The following is a 24,033-nucleotide window of genomic DNA, read 5'->3' as shown; positions in this document are numbered from 1 at the left end:
CTCCTGAGCGTGAAGCAGCTTGTTCGCCGTATCGGCCAAACCATCGCCCTCACCCTGCCCGTGGTCCTGGTGACCACCGGCACCCTCGCCGTGACCAGGGTCCCGTGGGCCCCGCCCACCGGGCTCGATCAGCAGGTGGTGGCGGCGTCCAGCGGGGACGGCGCCGGGATCGGCCGGGCCGGTGCGGGCAAGGCCCCGGACGGGCTCGCCCCCCAGGAGTCGCTGCGCGTCGCCCTGCTCGACGAGCTGCGCGCGCACAACCCCGGCAGCGCGCTGGACCTGTTGGAGCGCTCGATGCTCGAACAGCCTGCGCTGACCCCGTACTGCTCCTCGCTCGCGACCGAGCTGGGCAAGGCGGCGGTGCGCAAGTACCAGGGTGACGTCCAGCGGGCCCGTACCTTCGCCCGGCCGGTCTGCGACGGCTCCTTCGCCTCCGGTACCGCCGGCTGACAGCCGCCACGGGGGGCGCCCGCCTATTGTTCAGGCATGACCGCTGAGAGCACGCCCCCGCAGTCCCCGACGCCCCAACCGACCGCCGTCACCCAGGCGGTGATCCTGGCCGGCGGCCAGGGCACCCGGCTGCGGCCCTACACGGACGACCGTCCGAAGGCCCTGGTCGAGATCCCGGGGACGGGCATGCCGATCCTCGGGCACCAGCTGGCCTGGCTCGCCTCCGAGGGCGTCACCGACGTGGTCATCTCCTGCGGGCACCTGGCCGAGGTGCTGGAGGAGTGGCTCGACAAGGCCGACCTGCCGCTGAGCGTGCGGACCGTCGTGGAGGCCGAGCCGCTCGGGCGCGGCGGCGGGCTGAAGTACGCCGCCAAGGCGCTGCCCCGCCCCGAGGAGCCCTGGTACGCCACCAACGGCGACATCTGGACCCGCTTCAGCCTGCGCGACATGGCCGCCTTCCACCACGAGCGGGACGCCGTCGCGACGCTCGCGCTGGCCCGGCCGCGGATCCCCTGGGGGGCCGTGGAGACGGACCAGTTCGGCAATGTGCTGGACTTCATCGAGGCTCCGCCCTCGCCGTTCCTGATCAACGCCGGCCTCTACGTGTTCAGCCCGGAGTTCGCCGAGCTGCTGCCGGACGTCGGCGACCACGAGCGCACCACCTTCCCGCAGTTGGCCCGCGGCAAGCGCCTGGCGGGCTACCAGCTGCCGCAGGGTGTCTACTGGCGGGCCATCGACACCGCGAAGGACCTCACCGAGGCGGCCAAGGAGCTCGCCGCCGGGGTCGGCCGCACCCCGCAGTAGCCGAGCGGTCGACACCACCGGCCGGGCGAGCCAACCAGGCAGGCGAATCAACCGCCCAGGACGGCCGCGGCAGGCGGCACCGCCAGGCGGCAACCACGCGGCACCGTGAAGCAGCAACCACGCGCACCGCCATGCGGCAACCACGCGGCACCGTGAAGCAGCAACCACGCGCACCGCCATGCGGCAACCACGCGGCAACCAGGCGCAGAAGAAACGATTGGCCGGGTGCTCCCCCACGGAGCACCCGGCCAACTCGTCCGCCCTGCCGGGCGGTGGACCCGCAGGACCGCCGAGCGGTCACCACGGTCAGGTGGAGGTCGCCGCCCCCGGCCGCGAGGCCCGGCCGCCACCCAGCTCGGCCAGCGGTCCGCTGCCCAGCACCCCGCCCAACAGGCCGGAGCCGGACCCGGAGCCGGACCCGCTGCTCGGGCTCGGCTTGGGCGCCGTCCCCGAACTGCCGCCCGGTGCCGGAGTGCTGCGCTGCGCGGGCGCCGACCCGGCCGGGGCCGCCGCCGTCGGAGCCGCCGGAGCCGGGCTCGCCCCGGCCTCCGGCTTGGTCGAGCGGGCCTTGCCGCTCGGGGTGGCCGTCGCCGCCTTCGGCGAGGCCGGTCCGGTGGACGCCGGCCCGGCCGGAGCACTGGCTGCGGGCGAGGCCGGACGCGTGGCCGTCGGCGAGGGCGAGGGCGAGGTGGTGGACGGGCCCTGGCCCCCGGCGGGGGCGGACGGGCCGCCGGACGGCCAGACCGGGGTGCCGTAGTCGGTGGCGGGCCTGGTCGGCGCGGGGTGCGGCCGACTGCCGGTCCGGACCGCCGCACCCAGCATCGAGCCGAGCAGCAGGGTCAGACCGACCACCACCGAGGTGACCACCGCACCCCGGCGCAGCACCCGGCGGCGCTGCGCCGCCGGAGCGCCGGAGCCGTGCCGCCGCCAGGCCTCCAGGTTGAGCCGCCCGTCCAGCGAGGCGAACGGCGCACCGGCGATCAGCAGCGGGCTCCACGCCGCCAGGAAGATCAGGTCGGGGGTGTCGTAGACCGGCACCGACCGCCAGCTGACGGTGAACAGCAGCGCGGCGGAGAGCAGCATCGCCGCCCCGGCCGCGAGCCGCTGCCAGAGGCCGAGGATGGTCAGCACGCCGACCACGATCTCGGTGAACGACACCACCAGGCCGGAGCCGACCGGGTGCGCCATGGCGAAGGCCAGCAGCGGATCGGCGACCTTCCACGGGTGCAGCGAGGAGAGCCAGCGCATCATCGAACCGCGCTCGCCGCCGTCGAAGTACACCGGGTCGCAGAGCTTGCTGAACCCGGCGTAGACGGACAGCGAGCCGAGCACCACCCGCAGCGGCAGCAGCACCAGGCCGAGGTCGACCCGGCGACCGGGGTACCACGGCTGCTTGGCGTCGCCCGCCGCGGCGGAGACCTCGGGCAGCTCACCGCTCGGGGTCCAGCCCTGCGGTGCGCCGACCGGGCCGATCCCGGCCTCGGTCGCACTGCCGGCGCCCTCGCGCGGCTGGCGGGGGACGGTCCGCGCGCCCGCGTACGGCGCGATCAGCTGCGTGTCGTCGTCCGCCGGGACGCCGCCCGCACCGACCCGCGCGCCCACCCCGGCCGGGGTCGGCACGGTGGTCAGCCGGACGGCCTCCAGCAGCTGGGTGGCCGCCAGGTCCCCGGGGGGCGCCTGACCGGTCCAGGTGACGGCGGTGACCCGGCCCTTGCGGCGCTGCGCACCCGCCCCGCCGAGCGCGGGCACGGTGGAGGCGGGCACGATCACCTGCGGGGTGACCAGCGGACGGCGGATCAGGCCCTGGGTGTTGTACGGGTCGCCGAACGCGGCGCCGGGGGACAGCAGTCCGGCCGGAGCCTCGATCAGCGGCGCCACCGGTGCCGCGAGCCGGAGCCGGAAGCTCGCCTGGGTGCTGCTGAGCCGAGCGGGGTCGGACATCACCTTGACGGTGTTGAGGCCGGGGCCCGCGTCTATCCCGGTACTGCCGCCGCCCAGCAGGGGGCGCCGAGGTGTTCTGGTGTCCACACCCGTCTAACCGGGTGACACCCGGTTAGGACACTCTCCCGGGTGGATTCCCGGCGCCCCCTTGAAATGATCATGAGAAAAGCGATCGGGCCCGGTCGAGCCCGATCGCTTCCCATCCGGATTGCGGGGAATTCAGAAGATCTCCCGCGCGCCGGCCCTCGACTGTGATCGGCCTTGACCGACCCGTCCGTACCGGTCTCAGCCGACCTTGCTGCGCATCCGCGCGGCCTCGTACAGGACGATGCCCGCCGCGACACCGGCGTTCAGCGACTCGGTGGCACCCGGCATCGGGATCCGGACCCGGATGTCGCAGGTCTCCGCGACCAGCCGGGACAGGCCCTTGCCCTCGCTGCCTGCCACGATCACGACCGGGCCGGTCAGCGCCTCCAGGTCGCCGATCTCGGCCTCGCCGTCGGCGGCCAGGCCGACCACCAGCAGGCCGGCCTTCTGGTAGGCCTCCAGGGCCCGGGTCAGGTTGGTGGCACGGGCCACGGGCAGCCGCGCCGCCGCACCGGAGGAGGTCTTCCAGGCACCGGCGGTCATGCCGGCCGCGCGACGCTCGGGGATGACCACGCCGTGCGCACCGAAGGCGGCGGCCGAACGGACCACGGCGCCGAGGTTGCGCGAGTCGGTGACGCCGTCCAGCGCCATGATCAGCGCGTCCTCGCCGGCCTCCGAGGCCCCGTTCAGCAGGTCCTCCGGGTGCGCGTACTCGTACGGCGGGACCTGGAGCACCAGGCCCTGGTGGTTGAGGCCGCCGGTCATCTGGTCCAGCTGCGGGCGCGGGGCCTCCATCAGCGGGATGCCCCGGTCGTTGGCCGCCTGGAAGGCGTCGCGGACCCGGTCGTCGGTGTCGATGAACTGCATGACGTACAGCGCGGTGGCCGGCACGCCGCCCTGCAGCGCCTCGACCACCGAGTTGCGCCCCACGACCAGCTCGGCTGCGCCGGCGCCGCCGCGGCCGCCCCGGCCGCCGCCGCCGGCCCGGCGCATGCCGGCCCGGGCCTTGGCGTCCCGCTCACGCTTCAGCGCGGCGTTCGCCTGGCGCTGCTTGGGGTGTCCCTTGCGCTCCGCGCCGGGCGGGGTCGGGCCCTTGCCCTGGAGTGCCTTCCGGCTGTGGCCGCCGGTACCGACACTCGCGCCCTTCTTCGATCCGGGGTTGCGGCGGTTCCTGCGTGCACTGTTGCCGGCCATGGCTGTACTTCCTGTCTGTCCGGCATGCCCGGCCGCACCGGTGAACCCGGTGGCGGCCGACGGCATGCGCTACGTCATGCGGGAGGGCCGCACCGGTCCGGTACGGCCCACCCTCACCCCAGTCGTCAGATGGGGTTACTGGTTGTTGATCGTCCAGCGCGGGCCGGACGGGGTGTCCTCGATCGCCAGCCCGGCCAGGCCGAGCTGGTCGCGGATGGCATCCGCGGTGGCGAAGTCCTTGCGCACCCGGGCCGCCTGTCGCTGGTCCAGGACCAGGCGAACCAGCGAATCGACCACGCCGTGCAGGTCCTCACCGCGCTCCGCCCCGGCCCACTGCGGGTCGAGCGGGTCAAGACCCAGCACTCCGAGCATCGCACGGACCTCGGCCAGACGCGCCACCGCGTTCTCCTTGTCGTCCGCGGTGAGGGCGCTGTTGCCCTGGCGGACGGCGGTGTGCACGATGGCCAGCGCCTGCGGTACGCCCAGGTCGTCGTCCATCGCCTCGGCGAAGGCCGGCGGCACCTCGGGCGCGGCGTCAACCGCGCCGCAGCGCTCGACCACGCGCTGGATGAAGCCCTCGATCCGGCCGAAACCGGCCTCGGCCTCGCGCAGCGACTCCTCGCTGTACTCGATCATCGAGCGGTAGTGCGGGGCGGCGAGGTAGTAACGCAGGACGATCGGACGCCAGCGCTCCACCATCTGCGAGACCAGCACCGAGTTGCCGAGCGACTTGCTCATCTTCTCGCCGCTCATGGTGACCCAGGCGTTGTGCACCCAGAAGTTGGCGAAATCGTCGCCGTACGCCTTGGACTGGGCGATCTCGTTCTCGTGGTGCGGGAAGATCAGGTCGATCCCGCCGCCGTGGATGTCGAAGGCCCGGCCCAGGTACTTGTGCGCCATCGCCGAGCACTCCAGGTGCCAGCCGGGACGGCCGCAGCCCCACGGGGTGTTCCAGCTCGGCTCGCCCGGCTTGGCGGACTTCCACATCGCGAAGTCGCGCGGGTCCCGCTTGCCGGTCTCGCCCTCGCCCTCGGGCTGGCGCAGGTTCTCCAGCTTCTGGTTGGAGAGTTGGAGGTAGCCGGGGTAGGACTTCACGTCGAAGTAGACGTTGCCGTCCGCGGCGTAGGCGTGCCCCTTGGCGATGAGCGCCTGCATCATCTCGATCATCTCGGGGATGTGCCCGGTCGCACGCGGCTCGACGGTCGGCGGAAGGCAGCCGAGCGCCGCGTAGCCGTCGTTGAAGGCCCGCTCGTTGGCGTAGGCGATCTGCCACCAGGGCGTGCCCAGCTCGCGTTCCTTGGCGATGACCTTGTCGTCGATGTCGGTGACGTTCCGGGCGAAGGTCACCTGGTAGCCGCGGTAGGCGAACCACCGCTGCATGACGTCGAAGTTGAGCCCGGACCGGATGTGCCCGATATGAGGCGCCGACTGGACGGTAGCGCCACACAGGTAGATCGAGACACAACCCGGTACAAGCGGGACGAAGTCGCGTACCTGGCGGGTGCTGGTGTCGTACAGGCGAATGCTCACAGCGTCAAGCGTAGTGGGCGGCAGGGGGTGCCCCGCGACATTCTGAAATGTCAATACCGCGGCAGCGCCGTTTCGCGTACGTGACGTTGCGGAGGCACCCACTCCGGGGCGCCTCCGCCGCCCTGCCCGGGATCAGAGGTTGCCGACCGCCTTGCGCGGGCTGAGCCGGACCACGACCCGCACGTCGTCCGGGCCGTCGAAGCCGTAGGAGTCGTCGCCGCGGTACTTGCGTGCCAGCTCGTCGATCAGCTCCCGGCCGCCCTCCCGGGTGAAGGTCACCTCGCCGCGCAGCTCCACGTAGGTGTAGGGGCTCTCCGGCGGGTTGATCACCAGCGAGATCCGCGGGTCCTTCACCAGGTTGAGGTGCTTGCGGCGGCCCTCCACGGTGGAGAACAGGATGTCGTCGCCGTCCCGCTTCACCCAGACCACCGAGGACTGGGGGCTGCCGTCGGGCTGGATCGTGGAGACCACGGCGAAGCTCTTGCCGTCGATCAGGGCCTTGGCCCGGTCGGAGAGGTGTGCGGCCATCGGGGGACCTCGTCTCGTCAAGCGGCGTCGGGAAAGGGCCTGCCGAGGGGCCCCGCACCGAACGGTAGCGACTCCCAACCCGGCACGGTGTCCTGAACACCCGTCAATGCCCGGGTATTCCCGATCGACCACCCGGACCGGCCCGAGGCCCCCGGAGGCCCGGCGTCAGCGGCAGCCCGAAGCCAACGGCGGCCCGGCGTCAGCGGCGCTCGTAGACCAGGGCGGTCGCGATCGCCGCCAGGCCCTCGGCCCGGCCGGTCAGCCCGAGCCCGTCCGTGGTCGTGCCGGAGACGGAGACCGGCGCGCCGACCGCGGCCGAGAGCGCGGCCTGCGCCTCGTCCCGGCGCTTGCCGATCTTCGGCCGGACGCCGATCACCTGGACCGAGACGTTGCCGATCTCGAAACCCGCCACCCGGACCAGCCGGGCCGCCTCGCCGAGCAGCGTCGCCCCGGAGGCGCCGGACCACTCGGGCCGGTCGGTGCCGAAGTGCGCGCCCAGGTCGCCGATCCCGGCGGCCGAGAACAGCGCGTCGCAGGCCGCGTGCGCGGCCACGTCGGCGTCCGAGTGCCCGGCCAGGCCGTACTCGGCACCGGGCCACTCCAGTCCGGCCACCCAGAGCGGGCGGCCGGCCTCGAAGGCGTGCACATCGGTGCCGACGCCCACCCGGGGCAGGACGGGCGGCGCGGCGGCCGACGCGGGATCAGTGGATCCAGCGGAGCCAGTGGAATCAGAAGCCATCGGAGGCCCTCCGGCGGGCGAGTACGGCCTCGGCGAGCACGAGGTCCAGCGGACGGGTCACCTTGAACGCCTCCTCGTGGCCGGGCACCACGACCACCCGGCCGCCGAAGCGCTCGACCAGGCCGGCGTCGTCGGTGACCGGCGGCAGACCGCCCCCGGCCTCCTCGGTCAGCGCCTTGGCGTGCACCTCGGCCAGCGTGGCGCGCTGGAAGCCCTGCGGGGTCTGCACCGCGCGCAGGGTGGCCCGGTCGGGCGTGTCGAGCACCGGCTCGGTCCCGCCCGGGTTCGGCTCGACCCGCTTGACGGTGTCGGCCAGCGGCACGGCGGGGACGACCGCCTCGGCTCCGGCACGGACGGCGGCGGCGACCGCGTCCACCACCTCGACCGGCACGAGCGGACGGGCCGCGTCGTGCACCAGGACGATCTCCACCTCGGCCGGGATCGCGGCCAGCCCGAGGCGCACCGACTCCTGCCGGGTCGCGCCGCCTGCCACCACCCGGATGTCCTTGCCGTCCAGGCCGTGGCTGTCCAGCAGGGCGACCACCTCGGCGACGCCGTCCGCCGGGGCTGCGACCACCACCAGGCCGACCGCCCGGCTGCGGGCCAGCGCCCGGACGGCGTGCACCAGGAGCGGCACCCCGCCCAGTTCCCGCAGGGCCTTGGGGGCCCCGGGCCCCAGCCGCTCGCCGCGTCCGGCGGCGGGCACCACTGCTGCTGCGACTGCTGCTGTGGCGTTCAGGTTTCACTCCTTCGGCGAAGTGGGTATGGCCTTGGCGTGCACGACGGGCGCGGACCCCTTCCGAAGCAGCACGGTCCTCCGCCCGCAGAAACGGTCTTTCACATGTGAACGGGGGAACGGTTCACCGGCGCGGGGTACGGCCGCCTTCCGGGCACGCCTCAGCGCCCGAGGTGCCACTGCACCACTCCAGGACGGTTCATCCTGTGAGCGGCGCGCGGACATCGGGCGCTGTGAGCGTAACGGGCGCTTCAGTGGGGCGGGGCGCGAGCCCGACCGCACTACGAGGCGAGGACCTCGTCGAGCAGCGTCTCCGCCTTGTCCTCGTTGGTGTTCTCAGCCAGCGCGAGCTCGCTGACGAGGATCTGGCGGGCCTTGGCGAGCATGCGCTTCTCGCCGGCCGACAGACCGCGCTCGCGCTCGCGACGCCAAAGATCGCGCACAACCTCGGCGACCTTGATAACGTCACCCGAGGCGAGCTTCTCGAGGTTTGCCTTGTAGCGACGGGACCAGTTGGTCGGCTCTTCGGTGTACGGTGCGCGAAGCACCTCGAAGACCCGGTCCAGACCCTCCTGGCCGACTACATCGCGCACGCCGACGAACTCCGCGTTCTCGGCGGGCACGCGGAGCGTCAGGTCTCCCTGCTGCACCTTGAGCACCAGGTAGGTCTTGTCCACACCTTTGATCTGGCGAATTTCGATGGCCTCGATCAGCGCGGCCCCGTGATGGGGGTAGACCACCGTGTCGCCAACCTTGAACGTCATGTGACAGGACCCCTTCCGTGGCTTTCCAGAATAACACGCTTTTCGGCGCACCCGAAGGGCGTTTTCGCAGGTCAGGGCCGGTCTCGGGGCTTGACAAGGACCCCCATGACGTGCTGCGACCGGTGTTCGACGCAGGCTTCCCGCAGGTCGGAGGCGGTTCCGGCGCCCGTCGAAACCTGCGGCAACACTCCCGAAACCGTGATTGGATCTTGAGTTTTCACCGTTTATCGGGCCGTTTCCCGATCGTGATCCGATCTTGGTCGACTCCGGGCGCGTCGCCGGAGCGGTTCCGCGGGCATTACCCGGCCGCGTCACCGGTCGGCGCGCCCGGGTCAAAGCTTGACCTGAACACGTGGAACTGCGGCCGTACGGGCGCCGGGCAGGGGCCGGGAGCGCGACACGGGGACCCACCCCGTGAAGAGCGCATAAGCGAGGTCGATAATCTGAGACCTGACCACCCGACACGTGACCTTTACCTTTAGGAGAAGCCGCCGCCGTGAGCCGCAGCCTTCGACGCGGCAGCATCGCCGCCCTCGCCGCCCTGGCCATCGTTTCGCTGTCCTCCTGCGCGACCGGCAACTCGCCGGAGACCCTGGAGATCAAGCCGGACAACGCCTCGGCGACGCTCGGTACGAACCTCCGACTGAACAACATCGTCGTCGTCACCGGCGACGAGTCCTCGGGCGAGCACACCGGCCCCGCCAACGTGACGGTCAACATCAGCAACAGCGGCACCGAGCCGGTCGAGCTGGCGTCCATCACGGTCGGCGCCGGCGCGACCGCCGCCTTCGCCGACGAAAAGGGCGCCCCGCTGACCGGCATCGTCGTGCCGGCCGGTGGCGCGGTGCTGCTGGGCGGCGACGGCAACCCGTCCGCCAAGGTCGCCTCGGCCACCCTGAGCGTGGGCGGCTTCGTGCCGACCACGTTCGCCTTCAAGAGCGGCGACAAGGTCGCGGCCGAGGCCGCGGTCAGCCCGAACAAGGGCGTCTACAAGGGCTACGGCCCGACCGCCTCCCCGGCGGCCGCGCCGTCCAAGTCCGCGCCGGCCTCGCCCGCCGCCTCCGGCTCGGCCGCCCCGGCCACCGCGTCCACCGGTGCGGCCACGCCGTCCGGCAGCGCCTCGACGGCCGCCGCCACGCACTGACGCGCGGCCCCTCGGGGCCGGGCAGCACACGGGGAAGGCCCCCCTCCGGCGGATACCGGAGGGGGGCCTTCGCCATGTGTGCAGCAGTCGGCCGCCGCGGCGGTTTACGGCTCGAACTTGTAGCCCAGGCCACGCACCGTGACCAGGTAGCGCGGGGCGCCCGGGTCCGGCTCGATCTTCGCCCGCAGGCGCTTGACGTGGACGTCCAGGGTCTTGGTGTCGCCGACGTAGTCCGCGCCCCAGACCCGGTCGATCAGCTGCATCCGGGTGAGCACCCGGCCCGCGTTGCGCAGCAGCATCTCCAGCAGGTCGAACTCCTTGAGCGGCAGGTCGACCTTGGCACCGTCCACCGTCACCACGTGGCGGTCCACGTCCATCCGGACCGGGCCCGCCTCCAGGGCGCCCGGGCCGCCGCCGTTGTCGCCGACGCCGTCGGCCTCGCCGCGCCGGCGCAGCACCGCGCGGATCCGGGCGACCAGCTCCCGGGTGGAGTACGGCTTGGTGACGTAGTCGTCTGCGCCTATCTCCAGCCCGACGACCTTGTCGATCTCGCTGTCCTTGGCGGTCACCATGATCACCGGGACGTTGGAGCGCACCCGCAGCTGGCGGCAGACCTCGGTACCCGGCAGGCCCGGCAGCATCAGGTCGAGCAGGACGAGGTCGGCGCCGTTGCGTTCGAACTGCTCCAGGGCGTCGGGGCCGGTGGCGGCGATGGCCACCTCGAAGCCTTCCTTGCGGAGCATGTACGAGAGGGCGTCGCTGAACGACTCCTCGTCCTCGACCACCAGTACTCGGGTCACGATCAGGCCTCCGGGGCAAGCTGCTGGGTTGTGTCTGACAGGGGTGCTGCGGGCTCCCCGGCGGGGAGCGGGCGGTCCGGGCGGCCCGTGGTGGCCGTCCGGTCCGTGAGGGTCTTGGGGGCGGTGGCGGCCGCGGCGGTCCCGGCCTCGGCGGCGGGCGCCTGGCCGGCGGGCAGGCGCACGGTGAAGGTGGAGCCCTGGCCTTCGACGCTCCACACCGAGACGGTACCGCCGTGCGAGGCGGCCACGTGCTTGACGATGGAGAGGCCGAGGCCGGTGCCGCCGGTCTGCCGGGAGCGGGCGGGGTCGACCCGGTAGAACCGTTCGAAGACCCGCTCGCGGTCCTTCTCGGAGATGCCGATGCCCTGGTCGGTCACCGAGATCTCGATCAGCTCGCCGTCGGCCTCGCCGAGCGCGGCCGCGCTGGAGATCCGGCGGGTGGCGATCGCGACCCTGGTCCGCGGCGGGCTGTAGTTGACGGCGTTCTCGACCAGGTTGCCGAGCGCCGCGGCCAGCTGGCCGCGGTTGCCGTGCAGGTAGAGGCCGGCGATGCCGCCGGCCGCGATCAGGATCTGCTTGGCGGCGGCCTGCTGGCGGCAGCGGTCGATCGCCTCCGCGATCAGCTCGTCCACCGCGACCGGCTCCGGGTCGACCATCAGCCGGTCGTCCTGGACCCGGGAGAGGTCGATGATCTCCTGGACCAGGCTGGCCAGCCGGGTCGCCTCGATCTGCATCCGGCCGGCGAAGCGCTGGACGGCCTCCGGGTCGTCGGACGCGTCGGCGACCGCCTCGGAGAGCAGCGACAGGGCGCCGACCGGGGTCTTGAGCTCGTGGCTGACATTGGCGACGAAGTCGCGGCGGACCGCCTCGACCCGGCGGCGGTCGGTCTGGTCCTCGACCAGGACCAGGACCAGCCGGGAGCCCAGGGGGGCGACCCGGACGGACACCGCGAGCGGTTCGGCGGCGCGGGCCGCTCCGGGGCGGGGCACCTCCAGTTCGACCTGGCGGATCTCGCCGTCCCGGCGGGTGGCGCGGGCCAGCGAGAGCATCTGGTCGACGGCTACCGCGCCGCCGCGGACCAGGCCCATGGCGTACGCCGCCGAGCTGGCCTTGACCACCTCGTCGCCCTCGCCGAGCACGATCGCGCAGGAGCGCAGCACGGAGAGTACGGTGTCGACCCCCGGCGGGAGGGGGGGTTCCTGGGGGCCGGCGCCCAGGATCTGCTGCCGACCGTTGTTCTTGCCGCTGGTGCCGCTGTACCTGCCCCGGGCCTGTTCGCGCTCGCTCCAGCGGAATGCGATGGAGGCCGTGAGGCCGACGCCGAGCCCGGCTATGGCGCAGGCAGCGGCGGCGGCCACGTTCACGTCCATACCGCCAGCCTAAGCGCACAGTGCGGGCGCTCCCCCTGGGTCGGATCAAGGGATCGGCCGCACGTTGCCGAGAATTCACCTTCACGTAGCTGCCGATTCACCGCGCGGGTCGTGCGTGGTCGCCCGGACGGCCCAGAGTTGGCCACGCAGCCCGTGTGGGAGAGGGTGGCGGGCCGAACTGCCGTCCGTCGCCCCGGTGCGCGCGTAGCATTCGCGCCACCAGCAGCGGTCACTCGAACGCCGTACCGACGGTCGTCCGGAATGACCGGTCGGCACCGCCACCGACACAGCTACTGAGGAGAGAGCAATGCGCGACGCGTACCACGAGGAACTCGACTCGATCGGCGACAGCCTGGTCGAGATGGCCCGGCTGGTCGGTTCGGCCCTGGGGCGGGCCACCACGGCACTCCTCGACGCGGACCTGGAGCTGGCGGAGAGCGTGATCGCCGCCGACCAGAAGGTCAACGACCTGCACCACGAGCTGGAGAACCGGGCCATCGACCTGCTGGCCCGCCAGCAGCCGGTCGCCACCGACCTGCGCATCGTCGTCACCTCGCTGCGGATGAGCGCCGACCTGGAGCGCTGTGGCGACCTCGCCCGGCACGTGGCCAAGGTGGCGCGGCTGCGCTACCCCGAGTCGGCGGTGCCGAGCGACCTGCACGCGACCGTCCTGGAGCTCGGCCAGCTCGCCCAGCGGCTGGTGGCCAAGGCCGGCCTGGTGATCGCCACCAAGGACGTCGACAAGGCGCTGGAGCTGGAGCAGGACGACGACGCGATCGACGCGCTGCACCGCGAGCTGTTCGCGCACCTGATCGACGACCGCTGGCACCACGGCATCGAGACCGCGGTGGACGTCACCCTGGTCGGCCGCTACTACGAGCGCTTCGCGGACCACGCGGTGTCGGTCGCCAAGCGCGTGGTGTACCTGGTGACCGGTGAGCACGTGGACGAGTTCGTGGCCTCGTCGGAGGCCGCCGCCGCCGCGGAGTGAACGCCGCGGCGGGCCCGTAGGGAGCGGGCGGGCGGCCCGGTGGGGTTCGTCAAGGCGCCGGCCTCGCCCCCGGCCGCGGGTAAACCTCGGGCAGGGGTGGTGAGGGCGCACGGCATCTCGGGTGCCCCACCACTGCGCGCCCGTTGACGCTCCGTCCGCTCGGCGGTTTCACTCGATGCCGTAGGCACCGAAGTGTGCCCGTCACAAGGAGGGTCCAGCGCGATGAAGGCAAACCCGACCCGACCGACACCGGCACACGACACCGTAGAGCCGCCCGCTCCGAAGCTGCTGCCGGTCCTCGCGGCCGGTTGCGGCTGCGGCCCGGGCTGCGGCTGCGGCTGCCAGTCCGGCGCGCCCTGCCAGTGCGGCGGCGCCACGGGCGGCTGCTGCGGCCACTGACGCCGGCGGCCGGTTACCGCAGGCAGGCTCCGTGGTGCACGGCCGCCGTGGGAGACGGTCGTGCACCCCGGAGCCCGGCCCCCGTCCGACTGCGGGGCCGGGCTCCGATCCGGCCCGGTCAGAACCTCACGTCGGTGCAGGAGTAGAACGCGTTGCCGGTGTCGGCGATCTCCCAGACCGCGACCACGACCTGGTGACCGGTCCGGCCGCCGGGGAGCACGGCCTTGTGGCTGACCGTGCTCGGAATCTGCGTCCCGTTGTAGGGGACGGTGAGGAACGGCGTGAGCTCCAGGCTCGCGCGGGTCACCGGCTGGGCCGCGTTGTAGCCGGCCTTGGTGAGGTAGTACTTGAAGTTCGTGGTGGCGTGCCGCGCGGTGAACCTCCAGGTGAAGGTGAGCTGCTGCCCCGCCGCGACCGCGGTGGTGGGCCAGTTGCCGCCGCGCGGGGCGTCCAGCTCGGCGAACCGCGAGTTGCCTCCGGCGCAGATGGCGCCGTCGGCCGGGCCCCTGGCCGGGAAGCCCTTCGGGCCCTCGACGCTCTGCGGCTCCCACTGGATCTCACCGCAGCCGGTGACGGTGCCCGCCGCGCAGAGCGCGGCCCGGCTGGGCGGGGTCGTGATGTAGCCGTGCGACTGGGCCGGCAGGGCCAGCGTGAGCGGTACCGCGAGCGCGGCCAGCGCGGCCCCGACGATATGACGTTTGCGCATGGTGCTCCTCCGTGGGGGTGGATGGAGAGTGCGCCGGGCGCAGTCACGCGCGCGTGGGGGTGCGGCGGTCCAGGGGTCTTGGGGGCGACCTCTGGCATGCCTGCGCCAGGTAGGTGCTCACACGGTAGGAGCCGCCACCGGGACCGTCAATGGTCTGAACCACTTTTGCAGCAGCCAACAACCCACCCCCACAGCGGAGTTGAACGACAAAGGCCCCGCCCCCCGATATCCGGGGAGCGGGGCCTGAGCAGTGTCGGACCTTACTTCTTGCCCTGGTTCTTGACCGCCTCGATGGCGGCCGCGGCGGCGTCCGCGTCCAGGTAGCGGCCGCCCTTGGCGACGGGCTTGAAGTCGGCGTCCAGCTCGTACACCAGCGGGATGCCGGTCGGGATGTTGAGGCCGGCGATGTCCTCGTCGGAGATGCCGTCCAGGTGCTTGACCAGCGCGCGCAGGCTGTTGCCGTGGGCGGTGACCAGGACGGTCTTGCCGGCGGCCAGGTCCGGAACGATGGCGTCGTACCAGTACGGGAGCATCCGCTCGACGACGTCCTTGAGGCACTCGGTGGCCGGACGCAGCTCGCTCGGGATGTCGGCGTAGCGGGCGTCACCGGCCTGCGAGTACTCGGCGTCGTCGGCCAGCACCGGCGGCGGGGTGTCGTAGGAGCGGCGCCACAGCTGGAACTGCTCCTCGCCGAACTCGGCCAGGGTCTGGGCCTTGTCCTTGCCCTGGAGGGCGCCGTAGTGGCGCTCGTTCAGGCGCCAGCTGCGGCTGACCGGGATCCAGTGCCGGTCGGCCTTGTCCAGGGCGATCTGCGAGGTGCGGATGGCGCGGCGCAGCAGCGAGGTGTGCACCACGTCGGGGAAGAAGCCCTCGGCGGCGAGCAGCTCGCCACCGCGTGCGGCCTCCTTCTCACCCTTCTCGTTGAGGTCGACGTCGACCCAACCGGTGAACAGGTTCTTCTGGTTCCACTGGCTCTCGCCGTGGCGGAGGAGGATGAGTCGGTACGTCGTGTCAGCCATGGCGCCCAGCTTAGTGGAGGCGGGAAAAACCCCCTGGTCGGGACCACCCCCGCTGTGTAATGTGTGCACAGCACTTGTGACACTTACCACGACCGCTGTCCGGGACCACCGGTACCGCTCAGCGGAAGTCTGCCGCCGGGAGCCCGACATGCCGCCCCACCTGCCCGTCTTCGCCCGTGTCCAAAGAGCCGCGAGCGAGTCGGCGGGCGGTCTGCCGCGGCAGTTCTGGTGGCTCTGGACGTCGACCCTGATCAACAAGCTGGGCGCGTTCGTGGTGACGTTCCTGGCGTTGTACCTCACCACCGACCGCGGGTACTCGGCCTCGTACGCGGGTCTGGTCGCCTCGCTGTTCGGCCTCGGCGCGGCGATCGCGTCGATCGGCGCCGGGGTCCTGACCGACCGGATCGGGCGCCGTCCGACGCTGGTCGCCGCCCAGCTCGGCACCGCGCTGTTCACGGCGGTGCTCGGGTTCACGGACGGCCAGGTGGCCATCGCCGTCGTCGCCTTCCTGGTGGGTCTGTGCAACAACGCGACCCGGCCGGCCACCTCGGCGATCATCGCGGACATCGTGCCCGCCCAGGACCGGGTCCGCGCCTACGCGCTGAACTACTGGGCGATCAACATCGGCTTCGGCATCTCGGCGGCCGCCGCCGGGCTGATCGCCACCCACGGCTATCTGACGCTGTTCCTGCTGGACGCGCTCTCCACCCTGGTCTGCGCGGTCGTGATCTTCGTCCGGATCCCCGAGACCCGGCCGGACACCCCGGCCGGCCCCGCCGACCGGCCGACGGTCGGGCTCGGCACGGTCTTCCGGGACACCCGCTTCATGGCGGTGGTCGGGCTCACGCTGCTGCTCGCGCTGGTCGCCCAGCAGGGCAGCACCACCCTGGCCGTGGACATGGGCCGGTCCGGGATCTCGGCCACCCAGTACGGCCTGGTGATCGGCCTCAACGGCCTGCTGATCGTGCTGCTGCAGATCCCGCTCACCCGGTGGATGGAGGGGCGCAACCGGACGGCGCTGCTGGTCGCCAGCTCGCTGTTCATGGGCTGGGGGTTCGGGCTGACCGCGCTGGCCGGCTCCTCGGCGTGGTTCTACGCGTTCACCGTCGCGGTCTGGACGATCGGCGAGATCCTGAACGCGCCGACCATGATGGGCCTGGTCGCGGAGCTGTCGCCGACCCATGCCCGCGGCCGCTACCAGGGCGTCTACTCGCTGTCCTGGTCGCTCGCGTCGTTCCTCGGCCCGGCGGTCGGCGGGGTGCTGCTGGAGCACGCGGGCAGCGGGGTGATGTGGGGCGCCTGCGCGGCCTGCGGCACGCTCGCGGCGGTGGGATACGCCGTGCTGGGGCGGCGGCCCGGGGCGGCGACGGCCTCCGCGGTGGCGGCCGGCCGGCCGACGCAGGCCGGGGCGGGCACCGGACCGAAGGCCGGGGCGGGCGCCGGAGCGATCGATGGGGCGGACGTCGGGACGGACGCCGGGGTGAAGCCCGCCCCGGCCTGTTAGTCCTCGACCGGCGTCCGGTCCCCGGTCGGGGCCGCGAGGTGGGCGAACGCGGCCAGGTTGCGGGTGGACTCCCCGCGCTTGGTCCGCCACTCCCACTCACGCCGGATCGCCGAGGCGAAGCCCAGCTCCAGCAGCGTGTTGAACGGCTCGTCGGCGTTCTCCAGCACCGTGCCGAGCAGCCGGTCCACGGTGTCCGCGCTGAGCGCCTCCAGCGGCAGCCGGCCCGCCAGGTAGACGTCGCCGAGCGGGTCGATCGCGTAGGCGACCCCGTACAGCCTGGTGTTGCGCTCCAGCAGCCAGCGGTAGACGCCCTCGTGGTTCTCGTCCGGGCGGCGGATCACGAAGGCGTTCACCGAGAGGGTGTGGTCGCCGACCCGCAGGGCGCAGGCGGTACTCAGCTTCCGGGTGCCCGGAAGGGTCACGACCAGCGTGTACGGGTCGGCGGCGGCCGGCTCCCAGGCCGCCCCGGTGTCGTCCAGGGCGGTGCGCAGGAGGGTCAGGGCCTCGTCCTTGGTGCGGATTGCCATGAGGGTGACGTTACTCGGCGGTACCGGAGGGCGCAGCAGCGACCGGGCCCGCCGGACGGGCGGTCACCCCCGGCGGCGGACGCTGCCGCGGGCGGTCACGCCAGCCACAGGCGGGACCCGGTGAGCCGGCCCGCCGGGCGGGCCAGGCTGCCGGCGTACACCTCGGCGGTGGTCGCGGCCGCGGTGTCCCAGCCGAAACCGGCCGCGTGCCGGGCCGCCGCCTCGCCCTGCCGGGCCACCAGAGCCGGCTCGGTGACGTACGGCTCCAGCGCGTGCGCCCAGGCCAGCGGGTCGTGGCCGTGCACCAGCGCCCCGGTGTGGCCGTCCCGGACGGCCACCGGAAGGCCGCCGACCGCGGCCGCCACCACCGGGGTGCCGCAGGCCTGCGCCTCCAGGGCGACCAGCCCGAAGGACTCGCTGTACGAGGGCATCACCAGCGCCGTCGCGGCCCGGTACCACTCGGCGAGCAGGGCCTGGCCGACCGGCGGGTGGAACCGGACCACGTCCCCGATGCCCAGCTGGGCGGCGAGCTTGTGCAGGCTCTCCGGCCGGGCCAGCCCGGTACCGGACGGGCCGCCGACCACCGGCACCACCAGCCGCTCGCGCAGCTCCGGTCGGCGCTCCAGCAGCGCGGCGACGGCGCGCAGCAGCACGTCCGGGGCCTTCAGCGGCTGTATCCGGCCGGCGAAGAGCAGCACGGCGGCGTCCTGCGGCAGGCCGAGGCGGGCCCGCGCGGCGCTCCGGGCGCCGGGGCCGCCGGGGCGGAAGACGTCCAGGTTGACGCCGGGGTGGACGACGGCGAGCTGGTCCGGGCGGGCCGCGTAGTGCAGCGCCAGCTCGGCGGCCTCCTCGGTGGTGTTGGCGATCAGCCGGTCGGCGGCCTCCACCACCTGGGTCTCGCCGATGACGCGGGCGGCCGGCTCGGGGGTGTCGCCCTCGGCCAGCGCGGCGTTCTTGACCTTCGCCATGGTGTGCATGGTGTGCACCAGCGGCACTCCCCAGCGCTGGGCGGCCAGCCAGCCGACCTGGCCGGAGAGCCAGTAGTGCGAGTGCACCAGGTCGTAGTGGCCGGGGCGGTGGCCCGCCTCGGTGCGCAGCACCCCGTGGGTGAAGGCGCAGAGCTGGGCCGGCAGGTCCTCCTTGACCAGGCCCTCGTACGGGCCGGCGGTGACGTGCCGGACCAGGACGCCGGGGGCGAGCTCGACGGTGGGGGCGTCGTCCGAGCAGATCGCCCGGGTGAACACCTCGACCTCGATGTCGAGGTCGGCGAGCCGCTTGGCGAGCTCCACGATGTAGACGTTCATGCCGCCCGCGTCACCGGTACCGGGCTGGTGGAGCGGCGAGGTGTGGACGCTGAGCATCGCTATCCGGCGCGGGCGGCGCTGGCGGCCCGTGACGAGCGACTGGATCCGGCCGCGGGCCGGCGAGCTCGGCTGGGCACGGCGTACCGGACGGACGGGGTGCTGGATCACCTGGCTGAAGCCTCCTCTGTACTGCCCGGTCACTGCAGCCTGCTGTCTGCTGCTCGGTCTGTGCGCGTCCGCCCATGCCGCACCGCCACGCCGGGGGTGCGGCGCGGCGGCATGCTGCCCCGTCCGGGCACACATCACCACCAGTGTGCCAACCACCTGGTCACCGATCGGCATTCCCGTCTCGGCCGATGAGATGGCGCGGCCGGGCGGCGGGGCCCGGCCCGGGCGGTGAGCCGGGGCGGGCGGGGCCGTGCGGGCGCTCCCGGCGCACCCCGGGTACGGGCGCCCGGTGCGCCCGCTACGGGGTGCGCCGGCGTACCCGGTGACGGGGTGGCCGGCGGAGGGCGGCGGAGGGCGGCGGAGGGCGGCGGGCGGGGTTCCGCGTACCCTTCTGGGCATGCCCGCCTCCTTCGACGCCGCCGCCGCGCCTGCCCGAGGGCGCCCGGGGCGGCCGGTGGGGACGGTCACCCGGGGGACCACCAACACCAACCGGCTCCGTCGGATGGACCGCTGGATCGCCCACACGCTGGGCCCCGCGCTGCGCTCCGCCGACCGCCCGCCGGTGGCCGTCGACCTGGGGTACGGCGCCGCGCCGTGGACGGCGGTCGAGCTGTCCGGGCGGCTGCGGGCGGTGCGCCCGGACGTCCGGGTGGTGGGGATCGAGATCGAGCCGGAGCGGGTCGCGGCGGCGCTGCCGTACGCCGAGCCGCCGCTCCTGACCTTCCGCCGCGGCGGCTTCGAGGTCCCGCTGGACGGCGGCGCCCCGGCCGGGCTGATCCGGGCCGCCAACGTGCTGCGGCAGTACGACGAAGCCGCGGTGGCCGGGGTCTGGGAGCGGCTCTGCGCCCGGCTGGCCCCGGACGGGCTGCTGGTCGAGGGGACCTGCGACGAGATCGGTCGGCGGCACGTCTGGGTCGCGCTCGGCCCGGAGGGCCCCCGAACGGTCACCTTCGCGGCCCGGCTCGGCGGGCTGGGGCAGCCGTCCGACCTGGCCGAACGGCTGCCGAAGGCGCTGATCCACCACAACGTGCCGGGTCGCCCGGTGCACGCCTTCCTCGGCGACTTCGACCGGGCCTGGGCGGCGGCCGCGCCGTACGGGGCGTTCGGCGCCCGGCAGCGCTGGGTGGCCGCGTGCACGGCGCTGGCGGGCAGCTGGCCGCTGGTGGACGCGCGCGGGCGCTGGCGGCAGGGCGAGGTCACGGTGCCCTGGACGGCGCTCGCGCCGTAGGCCGGGTCCGCCACGGGGGGCGTTCCACGGGCGGCCGACCGGCCCGGGAGCTGATGAGCGAGCCCAGGGATTCACTCGAACGAGTTATCGAATACCTCTGGCGTGTTGACGCCCCCTCACGCCACCATGGGGACACCCGAGCGGCACCGCCACGGCCGCCCGGGCCACCGGCCGCTCAACCGCCCGGACCACCCCGCTCGACCTCGTTCAACCTGCGCAGCTCCACCTCGAACGCCCCGTACGCCTCCGCCCCGAACAGCACGAACCGCACCTCGTCCAGCTCCGCCTCCGCCCCCGGCCGCCGGCCCCGCACCAGGCCGGCGACGGTGCCGAGCGCGATCCGGGCCGCATCCTCCAGCGGCCACCCGTACACCCCGGCGGACACCGCCGGGAAGGCCACCGTGCTCGCGCCGAGCCGCACCGCCGCCCGCAGCGACTCGCGATAGCAGGAGGCCAGCAGCTCGGCCCTGCCGTCGTAGTCCTCCGCCAGATAGACCGGCCCCACCGTGTGCACCACCCAGCGGGCCGGAAGCAGCCCGGCCGTCGTCGCCACGGCCTGCCCGGTGGGCAGGCCCTTGCCCCAGTGCGAGGCGCGCAGCCGGCGGCAGTCCTCCAGAATCAGCGGCCCGCCCTTGCGGTGGATCGCACCGTCCACCCCGCCGCCACCCAGCAGGGAGGAATTGGCGGCGTTCACCACCACGTCCACCTGCTGTTCCGTGATGTCACCCTTGACCAGAGTGATCCGCGTCACCATCGCCCAACCCTTTCCTGCCCGCCCCCGCGCCTGCCGGTACGGGGCTCGGCCGCTGTCCCAGTCCGTCCATCACACCGCCACCGGCGTGGCAATAGCCACAACGGCGCCGGTCAGCCAGAGAAATCCCCGGAGATCACGTTATGGTCGCGAGACATTCCCCGACGCACGGTGCCAGGCGGGCACTGCGGACGGACTCCGACCGTTACGCACTCGGGGAAAGGGAGGATCAACCGATGCCCGCAACGGGAGACGGGCGGGTGCCTGGTGCCGCAGACCTGCCGGGCGCCCTCGACGGCACCCTCTCCGGCCATGCCCGCAAGCGGCCCGGTCCCGCCGAGCAGTCGACGGGACGCGTCACCGTCACCCCCCAGATACCTCACCCCCGGGCGAACGCCGGCAGCGCCCTCCCCTCCCCCGCCTCCGCTCCGGCCAGGGGCCCCGCCCCCTCCGCCGCACCGCTCAAGCTGCTGGTGATCGAGGACGACGCCTCCGACGTCCAGCTGATCAAGGCCGCGGTGGCCGACAGCGGCACCTCCATCGAGGTCCACTGGGCCCGCGGCCTGGAGCAGGCCACCGAGCTGCTGGGCACCGCCCCGCCGTGGAACCGGCGCGGCCGCCCGCGCGGTACCGACTTCAGCTGCGTCCTGCTCGACCTCGCCGCCCCCGCCGATCTGCCGCACCCCTCGGACGCCTCCGACGGCCTGGAGGGCCTGCACGAGCTGCTCCGCCGGGCCCCGCACACCGCCGTCGTGGTGCTCACCGACGCCGCCGGAGCCGAGCTGGGCGCCGCCGCCGTGGCGGCCGGCGCCCAGGACTTCCTGATCAAGAACGAGACGGACGGCCCGCTGCTGGCCCGGGCGCTGCGCTACGCGGTCGAGCGCAGACGGGCCGACGAGTCGCAGCGCCGCCTGGTCGAGGCCGAGCTGCGCGGCCAGGAGAACGCCCGGCTCCAGCGCCATCTGCTGCCCACCCCGCTGCTGGACGGCGCCGGTCTCTCCTTCACCCGGCGCTACCGCCCCGGCCGCCGCCGCGCCCTGCTCGGCGGCGACTTCTACGACGCCGTCCGCACCGACGACGGCACCGTCCACGTGGTGATCGGCGATGTCTGCGGCCACGGCCCCGACGAGGCCGCCCTCGGGGTGGCACTCCGGATAGCGTGGCGCACCCTCGTCTTCGCCGGCCTCACCGGCGAGGCCCTGCTCACCACCCTCCAGCACGTCCTGGAGCATGAGCGGCGCAGCGACGAGATCTTCGCGACGCTCTGCATGCTGGTCATCGAGCCCGGCGCAGGCCCCGGCGAACTCACCTCGCTCGGCGCCCCCGAGTACGCCCGGCTCTATCTGGCCGGCCACCCCGCGCCGCTGCTGCTGAGCCGGGACCGCAAGCCCGTGATGCTCCCCGCCGATCTCGCCGGGCCCGCGCTCGGCCTGTTGCCCTGCGACGACGGCCAGGCCGTCTGGCCCGCGCACCGAATCGAACTGCCGCCCGGCTGGCGGCTGTTGCTCTACACCGACGGGCTGATCGAAGGCCGGGTCGGCGCCGGCTCCCGCCGCCTCGGGCAGGACGGACTGGCCGATCTGATCGGCGACCACCAGTCCGCCGGGCTGACCAGGGGCCGACTGGTCGACAGCGCCATCGCCGAGGTCGAGGAGCTCAACGGCGGCGCGCTGACGGACGACGTCGCGGTGCTGCTGCTGGAGCGCAACCCCGTCCAGCTGATCCTGGGCTGACCTGGCCCCGGACGGCATCGAGCCCCGGCGCGCGGTTCGTCACGCGCGCCGGGGCTCGATGTCTGTCTGCTGTCCGCCGGTACGGCCGGCGGCTTACCAGGGCCCGTACGGCCCCATGTTGCGCCGGTCGTCCCGGCCGCCGCCCCGGTTGGTCAGCTCCCGGATCGCCGGACGCACGTCGACCATGTAGACGATCGCCGCGACCAGGCCGCCGAGGGTCAGGAAGCTGGTCAGGAAGTTCGCCCCGAACAGCAGGTCCAGCCCGAACGCGATACCCAGAAGGACCAGCCAGAACGCCTTGGTCTTCTTGTCGGCCGCCCGGTAGCCGTCCTCCGGACGGGTCGCGGCGTCGAGAAGCGCGAACAGCTTGAAGCCCAGGATGGCGATGGCCAACCACCAGAACGGATTCAGGTAGTCCAAGTCCAGCAACTGGACCAGTCCGCCCATCACGGCCTCCTCTTCGTCTCTGTGCCGGCACCCGTCCGCCCATCCTGGCACGGCGCTGCGGGCGGCACGGGGTCAACGTACCGGGCTCACCGGATGTGCCCCGGCGGGCCGGGCCGCAACCGGCCTCGGCCTGCTACTCGGCGGTCTTCTTCGTGCGGGCGGCCTTCTTCGGCGCGGGCGCGGGCGCGTCCTCGGCCGCGTCCTCCTCGACCAGCTCCGCCTCGATCGGCTCCTGCTCGGTCTTCGCGTCGGCCTTCGCATCGGTCTTCGCGTCGGTGTGCTGCGGCTCGGCGAGCTCGCCCGGTCGGCCCCGGTCCACGACGCCCTTGCCGCGCTCGGCCAGCTCGTCGTAGGCCTCCTTGGCCTTCACCGCGAGCTCGACGGCCCGGCCCACCTGCTGGAGGGCGAAGGTCTGGGCCTTCTCCTGCAGCACCTTGAGGTCGGTCGGCAGCGTCGTGACGCCGTCCGTCACCTTCGCCTGAGCCTCGACCAGCCGGGCCTGGGCCTCCTGGAGCGCGGCGGTGGCCTTCTCCTGGGTGCCCTTGCGGTCCGCCGCCAGCGCCTCGACCTTGCCCGGCACCTCGCGCAGCTTCTCGTACGCGAGGTCGCCCGCACCTGCGAGGGCGTAGAGCGGGGTCGGGTCGCTCAGGGTCTTCTTGATCTCGTCCGTGATCGGCATGGCCGGTCCTCCCGGTGTCTAGGTTTCTGGGCCATCGGCTTGCGGGCCGTCGGCTTGGGGGCCGTCGGACGCCGCGTCCTGGTGAGCGGCGTTCTCCTTGAGGAAGGCGTCGTAGACCGCGAGCAGCGCCTGCTTCTGCTGCTCGTTGATCAGCGGATCGGCCAGGATCGAGGCCCGTAGCTCCAGGCCCTCGCCCCGCCGCTCCTCCAGGATCCCGGCCTGGACGTACAGCGTCTCCGCCGAGATCCGCAGCGCCTTCGCGATCTGCTGCAGGATCTCCGCGCTCGGCTTGCGCAACCCTCGCTCGATCTGGCTGAGGTACGGGTTGGACACGCCGGCGGCCTCCGCCAGCTGCCGCAGCGAGTACTGCGCGTTCCTCCGCTGCTCGCGGATGTACTCGCCCAGCGAACCGACATTCAGTGAGGCCATGCCACCACCCTGCCCGACGCTGCTTGCAAATGCAAGCACGGCGCTAGCAGCAGCAAACGCG

Annotated in this window: 24 protein-coding genes; 7 read left to right on the top strand and 17 right to left on the bottom strand. The window is 73.3% G+C overall.

Translation table 11 applies throughout. The features are described 5' to 3' along the window. Window positions 1-9: 9 nt before the first annotated feature. Together ACGFZP_RS25645 and ACGFZP_RS25640 are read left to right on the top strand one after the other, a co-directional pair. The gene (locus ACGFZP_RS25645) at window positions 10-450 is read left to right on the top strand and encodes a hypothetical protein (protein WP_392937220.1); all 441 of its coding nucleotides are present in this window, start codon (window positions 10-12) and stop codon (window positions 448-450) included. Between the two features lie 36 nt (window positions 451-486). Further along, entirely contained in the window at window positions 487-1,254 is a 768-nt protein-coding gene (locus ACGFZP_RS25640) for an NDP-sugar synthase (RefSeq protein WP_392937217.1), read from the top strand. Between the two features lie 306 nt (window positions 1,255-1,560). Here the strand turns inward: ACGFZP_RS25640 and ACGFZP_RS25635 are convergent, their stop codons facing one another. The 7 genes from ACGFZP_RS25635 to ACGFZP_RS25605 all read right to left on the bottom strand — a co-directional run bounded on the left by ACGFZP_RS25635 (window position 1,561) and on the right by ACGFZP_RS25605 (window position 8,773). Further along, window positions 1,561-3,195: a DoxX family membrane protein gene (locus ACGFZP_RS25635; RefSeq protein WP_392937216.1), complete on the bottom strand. Its 1,635-nt coding sequence runs from the start codon at window positions 3,193-3,195 to the stop codon at window positions 1,561-1,563. A gap of 285 nt (window positions 3,196-3,480) precedes the next feature. Then, a complete protein-coding gene (gene rlmB / locus ACGFZP_RS25630) occupies window positions 3,481-4,476 on the bottom strand; it encodes a 23S rRNA (guanosine(2251)-2'-O)-methyltransferase RlmB (protein WP_392937213.1) in 996 nt (331 codons plus the stop codon). Window positions 4,477-4,611: 135 nt separating this feature from the next. Beyond that, a complete protein-coding gene (cysS, locus tag ACGFZP_RS25625; protein WP_392937211.1) occupies window positions 4,612-6,006 on the bottom strand; it encodes a cysteine--tRNA ligase in 1,395 nt (464 codons plus the stop codon). Window positions 6,007-6,138: 132 nt separating this feature from the next. Beyond that, complete coding sequence (locus tag ACGFZP_RS25620) at window positions 6,139-6,534, bottom strand: PPOX class F420-dependent oxidoreductase (RefSeq protein ID WP_392937209.1); 396 nt, start codon at window positions 6,532-6,534, stop codon at window positions 6,139-6,141. A gap of 199 nt (window positions 6,535-6,733) precedes the next feature. Continuing rightward, window positions 6,734-7,273 carry a 2-C-methyl-D-erythritol 2,4-cyclodiphosphate synthase gene (gene ispF, locus ACGFZP_RS25615; RefSeq protein WP_392937206.1) on the bottom strand — a complete coding sequence of 180 codons (540 nt, stop codon included), beginning with the start codon at window positions 7,271-7,273 and terminating at the stop codon, window positions 6,734-6,736. Further along, window positions 7,263-8,012, bottom strand: a complete 750-nt coding sequence (ispD, locus tag ACGFZP_RS25610; RefSeq protein WP_392937629.1) for a 2-C-methyl-D-erythritol 4-phosphate cytidylyltransferase — start codon at window positions 8,010-8,012, stop codon at window positions 7,263-7,265. The genes ispF and ispD overlap by 11 nt, the downstream gene beginning before the upstream one ends. 278 nt (window positions 8,013-8,290) lie before the next feature. Next, window positions 8,291-8,773, bottom strand: a complete 483-nt coding sequence (locus ACGFZP_RS25605) for a CarD family transcriptional regulator (protein ID WP_030244332.1) — start codon at window positions 8,771-8,773, stop codon at window positions 8,291-8,293. Window positions 8,774-9,269: 496 nt separating this feature from the next. On the opposite strand from ACGFZP_RS25605, the gene ACGFZP_RS25600 reads away from it, so the two are divergent. After that, a complete protein-coding gene (locus tag ACGFZP_RS25600; protein WP_392937205.1) occupies window positions 9,270-9,917 on the top strand; it encodes a DUF461 domain-containing protein in 648 nt (215 codons plus the stop codon). Window positions 9,918-10,021: 104 nt separating this feature from the next. Here ACGFZP_RS25600 and ACGFZP_RS25595 read toward each other — a convergent pair whose 3' ends face one another. Then, entirely contained in the window at window positions 10,022-10,717 is a 696-nt protein-coding gene (locus ACGFZP_RS25595) for a response regulator (protein ID WP_392937202.1), read from the bottom strand. A gap of 2 nt (window positions 10,718-10,719) precedes the next feature. Beyond that, entirely contained in the window at window positions 10,720-12,087 is a 1,368-nt protein-coding gene (locus tag ACGFZP_RS25590) for a sensor histidine kinase (RefSeq protein ID WP_392937199.1), read from the bottom strand. 307 nt (window positions 12,088-12,394) lie between these two features. On the opposite strand from ACGFZP_RS25590, the gene phoU reads away from it, so the two are divergent. Beyond that, window positions 12,395-13,078, top strand: coding sequence for a phosphate signaling complex protein PhoU (gene phoU / locus ACGFZP_RS25585; protein ID WP_392937196.1), 684 nt, complete (start codon window positions 12,395-12,397; stop codon window positions 13,076-13,078). A 517-nt stretch (window positions 13,079-13,595) separates the two neighbouring features. Here phoU and ACGFZP_RS25580 read toward each other — a convergent pair. Both ACGFZP_RS25580 and ACGFZP_RS25575 read right to left on the bottom strand, forming a co-directional pair. Next, window positions 13,596-14,183, bottom strand: coding sequence for a lytic polysaccharide monooxygenase (locus ACGFZP_RS25580; RefSeq protein ID WP_392937193.1), 588 nt, complete (start codon window positions 14,181-14,183; stop codon window positions 13,596-13,598). 260 nt (window positions 14,184-14,443) lie between these two features. Continuing rightward, window positions 14,444-15,202 (bottom strand): phosphoglyceromutase, encoded by a 759-nt coding sequence (locus tag ACGFZP_RS25575; protein ID WP_392937191.1) that lies wholly within the window; start codon window positions 15,200-15,202, stop codon window positions 14,444-14,446. Between the two features lie 148 nt (window positions 15,203-15,350). On the opposite strand from ACGFZP_RS25575, the gene ACGFZP_RS25570 reads away from it, so the two are divergent. Continuing rightward, the gene (locus ACGFZP_RS25570; RefSeq protein WP_392937188.1) at window positions 15,351-16,706 is read left to right on the top strand and encodes an MDR family MFS transporter; all 1,356 of its coding nucleotides are present in this window, start codon (window positions 15,351-15,353) and stop codon (window positions 16,704-16,706) included. Here ACGFZP_RS25570 and ACGFZP_RS25565 read toward each other — a convergent pair. Both ACGFZP_RS25565 and mshA read right to left on the bottom strand, forming a co-directional pair. Beyond that, window positions 16,703-17,233: a YbjN domain-containing protein gene (locus ACGFZP_RS25565; RefSeq protein WP_392937186.1), complete on the bottom strand. Its 531-nt coding sequence runs from the start codon at window positions 17,231-17,233 to the stop codon at window positions 16,703-16,705. The genes ACGFZP_RS25570 and ACGFZP_RS25565 overlap by 4 nt on opposite strands. Before the next feature lie 95 nt (window positions 17,234-17,328). Then, window positions 17,329-18,642, bottom strand: coding sequence for a D-inositol-3-phosphate glycosyltransferase (mshA, locus tag ACGFZP_RS25560; RefSeq protein ID WP_392937626.1), 1,314 nt, complete (start codon window positions 18,640-18,642; stop codon window positions 17,329-17,331). Window positions 18,643-19,102: 460 nt separating this feature from the next. Here mshA and ACGFZP_RS25555 point away from each other — a divergent pair, with 460 nt between their 5' ends. Further along, window positions 19,103-19,933, top strand: a complete 831-nt coding sequence (locus ACGFZP_RS25555; RefSeq protein WP_392937183.1) for a class I SAM-dependent methyltransferase — start codon at window positions 19,103-19,105, stop codon at window positions 19,931-19,933. 175 nt (window positions 19,934-20,108) lie between these two features. On the opposite strand, the gene ACGFZP_RS25550 is transcribed toward ACGFZP_RS25555, so the two are convergent. Continuing rightward, window positions 20,109-20,684 (bottom strand): O-acetyl-ADP-ribose deacetylase, encoded by a 576-nt coding sequence (locus tag ACGFZP_RS25550; protein ID WP_392937623.1) that lies wholly within the window; start codon window positions 20,682-20,684, stop codon window positions 20,109-20,111. 236 nt (window positions 20,685-20,920) lie between these two features. On the opposite strand from ACGFZP_RS25550, the gene ACGFZP_RS25545 reads away from it, so the two are divergent. Then, entirely contained in the window at window positions 20,921-22,417 is a 1,497-nt protein-coding gene (locus ACGFZP_RS25545; RefSeq protein WP_392937181.1) for a SpoIIE family protein phosphatase, read from the top strand. 93 nt (window positions 22,418-22,510) lie between these two features. On the opposite strand, the gene ACGFZP_RS25540 is transcribed toward ACGFZP_RS25545, so the two are convergent. The 3 genes from ACGFZP_RS25540 to ACGFZP_RS25530 form a co-directional block, all read right to left on the bottom strand. Then, a complete protein-coding gene (locus ACGFZP_RS25540; protein WP_392937178.1) occupies window positions 22,511-22,864 on the bottom strand; it encodes a DUF2516 family protein in 354 nt (117 codons plus the stop codon). Between the two features lie 133 nt (window positions 22,865-22,997). Next, window positions 22,998-23,543, bottom strand: a complete 546-nt coding sequence (locus tag ACGFZP_RS25535; protein ID WP_392937176.1) for a hypothetical protein — start codon at window positions 23,541-23,543, stop codon at window positions 22,998-23,000. A gap of 18 nt (window positions 23,544-23,561) precedes the next feature. Beyond that, on the bottom strand, window positions 23,562-23,972 hold the full coding sequence (locus ACGFZP_RS25530) for a helix-turn-helix domain-containing protein (RefSeq protein ID WP_392937173.1): 411 nt from the start codon (window positions 23,970-23,972) through the stop codon (window positions 23,562-23,564). Window positions 23,973-24,033 lie beyond the last annotated feature (61 nt).

This window comes from Kitasatospora sp. NPDC048239 (assembly GCF_043202015.1).
GTDB lineage: Bacteria > Actinomycetota > Actinomycetes > Streptomycetales > Streptomycetaceae > Kitasatospora.
Note: the sequence above shows the minus strand (reverse complement) of the source record. Positions and strands in the feature narration are given on the sequence as shown.

What these genes read in the sequence shown, in the direction of transcription:
- ACGFZP_RS25580 (WP_392937193.1), bottom strand. Translation starts at nt 14,183, where the DNA reads ATGCGCAAACGTCATATCGTCGGGGCCGCGCTGGCCGCGCTCGCGGTA.
- phoU (WP_392937196.1), top strand. Translation starts at nt 12,395, where the DNA reads ATGCGCGACGCGTACCACGAGGAACTCGACTCGATCGGCGACAGCCTG.
- ACGFZP_RS25590 (WP_392937199.1), bottom strand. Translation starts at nt 12,087, where the DNA reads ATGGACGTGAACGTGGCCGCCGCCGCTGCCTGCGCCATAGCCGGGCTC.
- ACGFZP_RS25640 (WP_392937217.1), top strand. Translation starts at nt 487, where the DNA reads ATGACCGCTGAGAGCACGCCCCCGCAGTCCCCGACGCCCCAACCGACC.
- ACGFZP_RS25575 (WP_392937191.1), bottom strand. Translation starts at nt 15,202, where the DNA reads ATGGCTGACACGACGTACCGACTCATCCTCCTCCGCCACGGCGAGAGC.
- ACGFZP_RS25555 (WP_392937183.1), top strand. Translation starts at nt 19,103, where the DNA reads ATGCCCGCCTCCTTCGACGCCGCCGCCGCGCCTGCCCGAGGGCGCCCG.
- ACGFZP_RS25635 (WP_392937216.1), bottom strand. Translation starts at nt 3,195, where the DNA reads ATGTCCGACCCCGCTCGGCTCAGCAGCACCCAGGCGAGCTTCCGGCTC.
- ispF (WP_392937206.1), bottom strand. Translation starts at nt 7,273, where the DNA reads ATGGCTTCTGATTCCACTGGCTCCGCTGGATCCACTGATCCCGCGTCG.
- ACGFZP_RS25620 (WP_392937209.1), bottom strand. Translation starts at nt 6,534, where the DNA reads ATGGCCGCACACCTCTCCGACCGGGCCAAGGCCCTGATCGACGGCAAG.
- ACGFZP_RS25570 (WP_392937188.1), top strand. Translation starts at nt 15,351, where the DNA reads ATGCCGCCCCACCTGCCCGTCTTCGCCCGTGTCCAAAGAGCCGCGAGC.
- ACGFZP_RS25540 (WP_392937178.1), bottom strand. Translation starts at nt 22,864, where the DNA reads ATGGGCGGACTGGTCCAGTTGCTGGACTTGGACTACCTGAATCCGTTC.
- ACGFZP_RS25535 (WP_392937176.1), bottom strand. Translation starts at nt 23,543, where the DNA reads ATGCCGATCACGGACGAGATCAAGAAGACCCTGAGCGACCCGACCCCG.
- ACGFZP_RS25565 (WP_392937186.1), bottom strand. Translation starts at nt 17,233, where the DNA reads ATGGCAATCCGCACCAAGGACGAGGCCCTGACCCTCCTGCGCACCGCC.
- ACGFZP_RS25530 (WP_392937173.1), bottom strand. Translation starts at nt 23,972, where the DNA reads ATGGCCTCACTGAATGTCGGTTCGCTGGGCGAGTACATCCGCGAGCAG.
- ACGFZP_RS25545 (WP_392937181.1), top strand. Translation starts at nt 20,921, where the DNA reads ATGCCCGCAACGGGAGACGGGCGGGTGCCTGGTGCCGCAGACCTGCCG.
- ACGFZP_RS25605 (WP_030244332.1), bottom strand. Translation starts at nt 8,773, where the DNA reads ATGACGTTCAAGGTTGGCGACACGGTGGTCTACCCCCATCACGGGGCC.
- rlmB (WP_392937213.1), bottom strand. Translation starts at nt 4,476, where the DNA reads ATGGCCGGCAACAGTGCACGCAGGAACCGCCGCAACCCCGGATCGAAG.